The following is an 8,564-nucleotide window of genomic DNA, read 5'->3' as shown; positions in this document are numbered from 1 at the left end:
CTACCAAACGGGGCGAAAAGTAGCTGAAGACTTCAAAGCCACGATGACAATTGTCTTTGATGACCTCTTGCCTCAATGGAACTACACCGCCGTCCCAGAAGTTCAGGTTATTTAATCCACGTTCCTAAGGGTTACGAGATCTACGAAAATCCCAACGCTCAGGTGTTCTTGAGGAAAATTCAGCCTCAAATAATTACGCCCGAAGAGGTGGCGATCGTACAAGCGGGCGTCAAAAAAACTGCCAAGCTCGACTACTTTATGGTGGATGTCAAAGGCAAACACATCGTGGTGTATCTCTGCGACCAAAATGCAAATGCCCTGATGGCCATAGCGCAATCCTCTTCCACTGGCGATGCTGGGCTGGCAGATCGCATGGCCCAGTCATTTACCTACTCGCCCATGATGCAATTTGTACTGGTGGATGAGGAGACCCGAGAGTTTGAGGTGGAGCGCTGGTGTTTTCGTGGCTCCATTGACGATTGGATCATGCTCGATAGCTCGACCAACCTCCAGGCTTTAGTCAAAAAATACGCTCGCCATTTGGGTCAAGAGTCTTTCTACGAGTTGATGCCTTAGCTATTGAGGCCAATAATTCTATCTATGGGAGAAACAGGTCTTCTCCCAGGTCAGAACTACCCAGGCCAGAACCGCCGATCGCAGCCATGTAGTGAAAGTTGCCTGAGCCAACGCTGGCTTCGAGGGTTTGGATCACCTTCTCGACATTGTCGTAGGGGCCGCTCATAAAGAAGGGCCGGCCGTCTTTGCCAAACTCGATGGGCATCAGCGTTTCAGGCCGCAGGCCCAGGTGAACTTGGGCTTTGGTATTAAAGTCTTTGTGGGGCTCGAAGCCTAGGCTGCGGGCATAGTCTACGGCACCGTAGACGATCGCCTGGGCCTGTTCAAGGGTGATGCCAACAAAGGGTTCGTCAAACCGCTCTTCGCAGGATTTAAGCAATAGCTGATGCTCGCTGGTGCCCATTTGGCGGGGTGGCATGGCATCTTTAACGCCCAAACACCAATAGTCGATCAGGTAGCTACCCACCAAAAGGCGGTTGTGATCTTGGCGAGCCACAATTACTTGGCACATCCCCTCAACCCCCTGGCTGGCCTGAGGACGAAGCTTAAACAGAAAAGACTGTTTTTTGGGAAACAACTTTTGAGCTGCACTCTGATTCACCAGGCATGCCTGAAGCGGTTGCAGATCGCCCGATCGCGCCTTTTCGAGATACAGATCTTCGGCGCGATCGCGAATAAAGGCACTCACCTCCGCTGGCCTTAAACTCAGCTGGCGGGCAATCTGCTTTGGGGCAACCTTAGCCTCTCGGAGGCGAAGAATTTCAGCGGCTTGCTCAGGGGTCATGGGCAGCGGGGGCGCTCTACAGGACTTAAATTTTAAACTAATCGTGACCATTACCCGGTGGCATGGTTGCCCCGGCCAGCCCATATTCGCTGGTGCCAGCGGCCTCCAGATTAGCGCGAAGATTATTACAATAGGTAAATGTGAGGCACCCGCCTAGCCTCTGCTGCGTCGCCCTTCACTGCAAAGTTGAGGGGTATTTGTGCTTCCCATTTCCCCTTTTCCCTGTAGCGCGTCCTATGGCTTTTTCTTCGATTACCCGTGCCCTGCAACGCTCTCCTTTAACGAACGAACTACTAGGAAAACTCGACCAGCAGGGACGCTTGGTGCTCAATGGCGTAGCCCGGTTGCCCAAGGGATTAGTCGCTTCAGCCCTAGCCCTGGCCCAGAGTCGCCCCCTACTGGTGATCACCGCCACCCTCGAAGAGGCCGGTCGCTGGGCCACCCAGCTCGAAGCCATGGGCTGGGACACGGTGCACTTTTACCCCACCTCAGAAGCATCGCCCTACGACCCCTTTGACCAAGAATCTGAGATGACCTGGGGCCAGCTCCAGGTGCTGGCCGATCTGCTAGCGCTGCGAGCGGCGGGCGAAGATGGCTCATCCCGCAAGCTGGCGGTGGTGGCGACGGAACGCGCCCTGCAACCCCATCTGCCACCGGTCTCAGCCCTGGAACCCTACTGCCTGCGGCTGGAGCTGAAGCAGGAGATCAACTTTAAGGAACTGGGCCAGCGGTTGGCGACCCTGGGCTATGAGCGGGTCACGGTGGTGGAAACCGAGGGCCAGTGGGCGCAGCGGGGCGACATCATCGACGTGTATCCCGTGGCGTCAGAACTGCCCGTGCGGCTAGAGCTGTTTGGCGATGAGCTAGAGCGGCTGCGGGAGTTTGACCCGGCGACGCAGCGATCCCTGGATGCCATCGACCACCTGGTGCTCACCCCCACCCAGTACGGCTCGGTGATCGTCGAACACCTGCGCCAGCAGGGCAAGCTGGATGACCTCCTTTCAGAAACTGCCCAAGAGGGCTTGGCTAGCGGCATTATTCCCGAAGGCACCCGTCGATGGCTGGGGCTGGCCTTCTCAAACCCCGCCTCGCTTTTGGATTACTTGCCCGAAAACAGCCTGATGGCCGTGGATGAGGTGGATCAGTGTCAGGCTCATAGCGATCGCTGGCTAGAGCACGTCGAAGACCATTGGCAGGAGGTCAATAGCGCCAGCCCGGCAGAGGGCAATTCTACTGTTCAGCTTCCTAAGATTCACCGCGCTTTTCTCGACACCCTCAGCGACGCCGAGATCTTCCCCCGCATCGATCTCTCAGAAATCGCCGAGGCCAACAATGGCCTGAACCTGTCTAGCCGCCCGGTGCAGGCGATTCCGCACCAGTTTGGCAAGCTAGCAGAGACGATCAGGAAGGAGTGCGATCGCAAATACTCGGTCTGGCTCGCCTCGGCCCAGCCCTCCCGCTCCGTATCGCTGCTACAAGAGCACGACTGCCCGGCGCAGTTCATCCCCAACCCCAGAGATTTCAATGCGATCGACAAGCTGCATACCCAGCACGTCCCCGTGGCGGTCAAATATTCGGGCCTGGCGGAGCTAGAGGGCTTTGTGCTGCCCACCTTCCGCATTGTGGTGGTCACCGACCGGGAGTTCTTTGGCCAGCACACCCTGGCCACTGGGGGCTACGTGCGCAAGCGCCGCCGCGCCGCCTCCAAGCAGGTTGACCCCAACAAGATGAAGCCGGGGGATTTCGTCGTTCACCGCAGCCACGGCATCGGCAAATTCATCAAGCTTGAAAACCTGGTGCTCAATAATGAAACCCGCGACTACCTGGTAATTCAGTACGCCGACGGGCTGCTGCGGGTGGCTGCCGATCAGGTGGGCTCACTTTCTCGCTACCGAGCCGCCAGCGGCCAGGCTCCGGTGCTCAACAAAATGACCAGCACCGCCTGGGAAAAAACCAAGGGCCGCGCCAAAAAAGCGATCCAAAAAGTGGCGGTGGATCTGCTCAGGCTCTACGCCCAGCGGGCTAAAATGGAGGGCTTTGCTTACCCCGCCGACATGCCCTGGCAGCAGGAGCTAGAAGACTCCTTCCCCTACCAGGCTACCCCCGACCAGCTCAAGGCGGTGCAAGATGTGAAGCGCGACATGGAGAGCGATCGCCCCATGGATCGCCTGGTCTGCGGCGACGTGGGCTTTGGCAAAACCGAAGTGGCGCTGCGGGCGATCTTCAAAGCCGTCACCGCCGGGCAGCAGGTGGCCCTGCTGGCCCCCACAACCATTCTCACCCAGCAGCACTACCACACGCTAAAGGAACGCTTCGCCCCCTACCCCATCCAGGTGGGGCTGCTCAACCGCTTCCGCACCCAAACCGAGAAAAAAGACATTTTGCAGCGGCTGAAGACGGGCGAACTGGATGTGGTCGTCGGCACCCACCAGCTGCTGGGCAAAGGCGTCACCTTCAAAGGCCTGGGCCTGCTGGTGGTGGATGAAGAACAGCGCTTTGGCGTCAACCAAAAAGAGCGAATCAAATCGCTCAAGACCCAGGTGGATGTGCTCACCCTTAGCGCCACCCCCATTCCCCGCACCCTCTATATGGCCCTCTCCGGGGTGCGCGAAATGAGCCTGATCACCACGCCGCCCCCCTCTCGCCGCCCCATCAAAACCCACCTGTCGCCCATGGACCCGGAGGCGATCCGCACCGCCATTCGCCAAGAACTCGACCGGGGCGGCCAGGTGTTCTACGTGGTGCCCAGGGTCGAGGGCATTGAGGAGGTTTCCGCCAAAATTCGCGAGATGGTGCCTGCGGCCAGAATTGCGATCGCCCACGGCCAGATGGACGAAGGCGAACTGGAATCGACCATGCTCACCTTCAGCAACGGCGACGCCGAAGTGCTGCTCTGCACCACCATCATCGAGTCGGGCCTCGACATCCCCCGGGTCAACACTATTTTGATCGAAGACGCCCACCGCTTCGGCCTCTCCCAGCTCTACCAGCTGCGGGGGAGAGTCGGGCGGGCGGGCATTCAGGCCCACGCATGGCTGTTTTACCCCAAAAAATCCCTCACCGACAAAGCCCGCCAGCGCCTCCGCGCCATTCAAGAATTTACCCAGCTCGGCTCCGGCTACCAGCTGGCCATGCGCGACATGGAAATTCGCGGCGTTGGCAACCTGCTCGGGGCCGAGCAGTCGGGCCAGATGGATGCGATCGGCTTCGACCTCTACATGGACATGCTCGAAGAAGAGATCGCCGAAATTCGCGGCCAGGACATCCCCAAAGTCGAAGACACCCAGGTGGATCTCAACGTCACCGCTTTTGTGCCCAACGACTACATTCCCGACCTGGAGCAAAAGATGGGCGCTTACCGATCCCTGGCGGCAGCCAACAGCAAGGTAGAGCTGATGCAGATAGCGGCGGATCTGAGCGATCGCTTTGGCCCTATCCCCTACTCCACCGCCCAGTTGGTGCGCATGCTAGAACTCAAGCTGGTTGCCAAAGCCGCTGGCTTCTCACGCATCAAACCCGAGGGCAAACAGCACGTGGTGATGGAAACCCCCATGGAAGAACCGGCTTGGAAGAAGCTCAGTGAGAAACTGCCCAGCCACCTCAAAACGCGCTTTGTCTACAGCGGCGGCAAGGTGGTGGTGCGCGGGCTGGGCGTGCTGAAGCCCGAAAAGCAGCTGGAGAGTTTGACCGAGTGGCTGGGGTATTTGCAGGGTGCAGTGCCAGAGCCACTGGCTAGCTAAACTGAGGTTAACGCTATGGAGTTTGAGTGGGATTCGTCTAAAGCAGCTAGCAATCTCAGAAAGCACGGTGTTAGTTTTGAGGAAGCTCAAACCGTCTTTGCAAATTCTCTAGCCGTCATCTTTGAAGATGAAGCCCACTCGGTTAATGAGCAACGTGAGATTATCATCGGCCATTCTCAGCGGAATCGGCTGCTGCTAGTTGCCTTTACTGAGCGACCTGGCAGGGTTCGTATCATTAGTGCCCGTTTAGCCACTCGACCAGAGCGTGAGGATTATGAACGAAATGCCCTCTAACCCCATGCCAAACCCCGAAGATGACTTACAGCCGGAATATCGCTTTGACTACCAAAAAGCGAAGCCCAATCGGTTTGCTGCTAACAACGATTTAGAAAAGCTCAAAGTTGTTGTTTTAGATGACGATGTGGCCCAGATATTTACTACCCCTGAAGCGGTCAACAAAGCTCTTAGGGCGTTTATCGAAGCGATGCCGCAGTCGCAAACTCAGTAATTGATCTGCATGGGGGTTGAGGGGGATCGTGATAAGCGAGATTAGATCGCCCCACAATCGACCTGACCCAGCCCCAAACCTGCGTATAGAATGTGACGAAGGTAATTTATGTAAGTCGCGGGATCGGGCATCTATGAGCGGCGACCCGTCGGATTCCTACGAATATGACGTATTTATCTCCTACAGCACCGCCGATAAGGCTTGGGTGCGGGGGGAACTGCTAACGCGGCTGCGTCAGGCGGGGCTAAAGGTTTGTATTGACTATGAGGATTTTCGGTTAGGGGCACCCGCGATTAAGGAGATTGAGCGGTCAGCGATGACGAGCCGAAAGACGCTGCTGGTGCTGACGCCCAATTATTTGCAGAGTGGCTGGACGGAATTTGAACGGTATTTGTTGCAAACCCCAGATCCAAACAATAGAGAACTGCGACTGTTGCCAATGCTAAAGGAGGCTTGTGAGCTGCCGCCGAGCATTGGATATCTGAGCTACGTCAATTTCACCGACCCGGAGGAATTGGATATTGCCTGGAGACAGGTGTTTCGCGCCTTTGGGATCGCGGAAGTCGAAGCGGCACCATCGCAGGCAGAGACACCGAAGCGATGGCTTTTGGCTCACCCCTACGGAATGCCGCCGCACTTTACGGGGCGCGTCGCCGAGCGGCAACGGCTGAGCGATTGGCTGCATCATAGCCCCCAGCCATTGCTGGTGCTGCAGGCTTTGGGGGGCTTTGGCAAGAGTGCCCTAACCTGGCATTGGCTGCTGCACGATGTGAAAGAGCAAGATTGGCCCCTGGTGGTGTGGTGGAGCTTTTACGAAGAGAAAGCGGGGTTTGATAATTTTGTTTCTGCAACGCTGGCCTACCTGAGTGGGCAGGAGCCGCAGGATTTGCCGCCAGCGGAGCGGGTGGCGCGGTTATTGGAGTATGTGCGGCAGCATCGGATTTTGCTGGTGCTAGATGGGTTTGAGCGGGAGCTGCGGGCCTACGGTAACTTGGGAGCGGCCTATCAGGGGGATGGGGAACAGGAAACCGATGATGCGGGGCGCGATTGTGTGAATCCGGGGGCGGAGCAGTTTTTGCGAAATTTGGCGAGTTTGCCGAGGCTGAAGGGCAAGGTGCTGATGTCTACCCGGCTGCGGCCCCGGCCTGTAGAGGTTAACGGGGGCGCATTGCTGCTAGGCTGTCGGGAGGAGGGGCTGACGCAGATGCAGGCGGCGGATGCGGTGGCGTTCTTTCGGGTGCAGGGGATACGGGGGAATCGGGGGGAGATTGAGCAGGCCTGCGGAGCCTATGGGTTTCACCCGCTGAGTTTGCGGCTGCTGGCGGGGCTGGTGGTGAAGGATTTGCGCAATCCGGGGGATATTCAGGCGGCGGGGCGGAAGGATTTGACGGGGAGCCTGGTGCAGCGGCAGAACCATGTGCTGGCGCAGGCCTACGCAAGTTTGACCGCCGATGGGCGGCAGCTGCTGAGCCGGATGGCGTGTTTTCGCAGCCCGGTGGTGTTTGATGTGCTTGAGGAGTTGGCAGCAGCGGGGTCGGATGTAGAGGGTGATTTGCAGGATTTGATCGAGCGGGGATTGGTGCAGCGGGAGGGCGCACGATTTGACCTGCACCCGATTGTGCGACGCTATGCCTATGACCGCATGGACACTGAAGAACGCAGCAGCACCCATGGCCAACTGCGCGACTACTTTGCAGCGGTGCCAGCGGTGGAGCGGGTGACGACGGTGGATGACTTGGCCCCGGTGATTGAGCTGTATCACCACATGGTGCGGGCGGGGCAGTATGACGAGGCACAGAAGTTGTTTGAGAATCGCCTTGCCAATCTCCTCTACTACCAACTCGGAGCCTACCAACAATGCATCGAACTCCTCCGCGCCCTCTTTCCCCAGGGCGAAACCCATATCCCCCAACTCCAGGATGAGGGTGCCCAGGCTTGGACGCTGAACACGCTGGGCAATAGCTACAGCCTCAGCGGTCAGCCCACGCAGGCTGTGCCCCTGTTTGAGCAGCAAACCGCGATTCGAGAAAAGCAAGGGAATAAGCAAAACTGGGCGATCGGCCTAGGAAACCTGGCGTTAGACCAAATTCGTATCGGTGCCCTACAATCCGCTGAAGCCAACCTACACAGCCTGCTGAAACTCGCCCTCTGCCAGGAGACAGAGGACGAGTTTCAGCAGGCTGTGGGGCATCAGGAATTGGGACGACTGCTGGCTTACCGGGGAGCCTGGGGGGTGGCGGAAACATCCCTAACTGACGGGTTAAACATCAGTGAGAAAATTAGTAAAATTCAAGCCCAAGGAATTGGTTGGGCTCATCGGGCTTTGAGCTCCTTGCTGCAGGCCCGATCAGCCCAAACCTCCGACCCACAGAGTACCGAACTCGCCGCCGCTGCTCTCGCCGCCGCCCAGAGAGCGATCTCCCTCGCCGATGAATGGCAAAAAAAAGTTGGCAGACCCAACGCCCGAGACTACGTCCGCGCCCACTGGCTTCTTGGTGCCGCCCACCGCCTCACCCCCAATCTCTCGGCCAGCGATCACCACCTCAGCGAAGCCCTCCGCCGCTGCCGCGCCATCAACCTGGTTGATCAAGAAGCCGATATCCTGATCGACCTCGCCCGCCTCCGCCGCGACCAGGGCGATCTCTCCGAAGCCCGCCGCCTCGCGGAAGAGGCCCGTGCCATTGCGGCTCGCAGTGGCTACGTCCTGCAAGGGGCCGATTGTCACCTGGTGTTGGCAGAGTTAGCCCAGGCGGCGGGCAATCTGCCCGAGGCGCGGGCGTTGGCCCAGGCGGCGTTGCAGTTGGCCACCTGCGATGGCGGGGAGTTTGTCTATCGGGTCGCCTATGACGAGGCGGTGGCGCTGCTGTCGCAGCTTGGGGGTTAACAGGGCTGCCCAGCGTTATGGCACTAGCCAGCAGCGATGCCTGCCTTTGGGCCGCGCCTTTACAACATTGCT

The 8,564-nt window shown here is 58.4% G+C and carries 6 protein-coding genes; 5 read left to right on the top strand and 1 reads right to left on the bottom strand.

Annotated elements, in window-relative coordinates; genetic code table 11:
• Positions 1-75 precede the first annotated feature (75 nt).
• Positions 76-576, top strand: coding sequence for a hypothetical protein (locus VB780_RS12410; RefSeq protein ID WP_323351469.1), 501 nt, complete (start codon positions 76-78; stop codon positions 574-576).
• A gap of 22 nt (positions 577-598) precedes the next feature.
• Here VB780_RS12410 and VB780_RS12405 read toward each other — a convergent pair whose 3' ends face one another.
• Positions 599-1,360: a hypothetical protein gene (locus VB780_RS12405; protein WP_323351468.1), complete on the bottom strand. Its 762-nt coding sequence runs from the start codon at positions 1,358-1,360 to the stop codon at positions 599-601.
• Between the two features lie 236 nt (positions 1,361-1,596).
• On the opposite strand from VB780_RS12405, the gene mfd reads away from it, so the two are divergent.
• The 4 genes from mfd to VB780_RS12385 all read left to right on the top strand — a co-directional run bounded on the left by mfd (position 1,597) and on the right by VB780_RS12385 (position 8,492).
• Positions 1,597-5,100 carry a transcription-repair coupling factor gene (mfd, locus tag VB780_RS12400; RefSeq protein WP_323351467.1) on the top strand — a complete coding sequence of 1,168 codons (3,504 nt, stop codon included), beginning with the start codon at positions 1,597-1,599 and terminating at the stop codon, positions 5,098-5,100.
• A gap of 15 nt (positions 5,101-5,115) precedes the next feature.
• On the top strand, positions 5,116-5,394 hold the full coding sequence (locus VB780_RS12395; RefSeq protein WP_323351466.1) for a BrnT family toxin: 279 nt from the start codon (positions 5,116-5,118) through the stop codon (positions 5,392-5,394).
• 4 nt (positions 5,395-5,398) lie between these two features.
• Complete coding sequence (locus tag VB780_RS12390) at positions 5,399-5,608, top strand: hypothetical protein (RefSeq protein ID WP_323351465.1); 210 nt, start codon at positions 5,399-5,401, stop codon at positions 5,606-5,608.
• A gap of 133 nt (positions 5,609-5,741) precedes the next feature.
• Positions 5,742-8,492, top strand: a complete 2,751-nt coding sequence (locus VB780_RS12385) for a TIR domain-containing protein (RefSeq protein ID WP_323351464.1) — start codon at positions 5,742-5,744, stop codon at positions 8,490-8,492.
• The last annotated feature ends 72 nt before the right edge of the window (positions 8,493-8,564 follow it).

Source organism: Leptolyngbya sp. CCNP1308 (assembly GCF_034932455.1).
In the GTDB taxonomy this organism is placed as follows: Bacteria; Cyanobacteriota; Cyanobacteriia; order Phormidesmidales; family Phormidesmidaceae; genus Nodosilinea.
The sequence above is the reverse complement of the archived record's forward strand: the minus strand, read 5'-3'. Positions and strand labels throughout refer to the sequence as shown.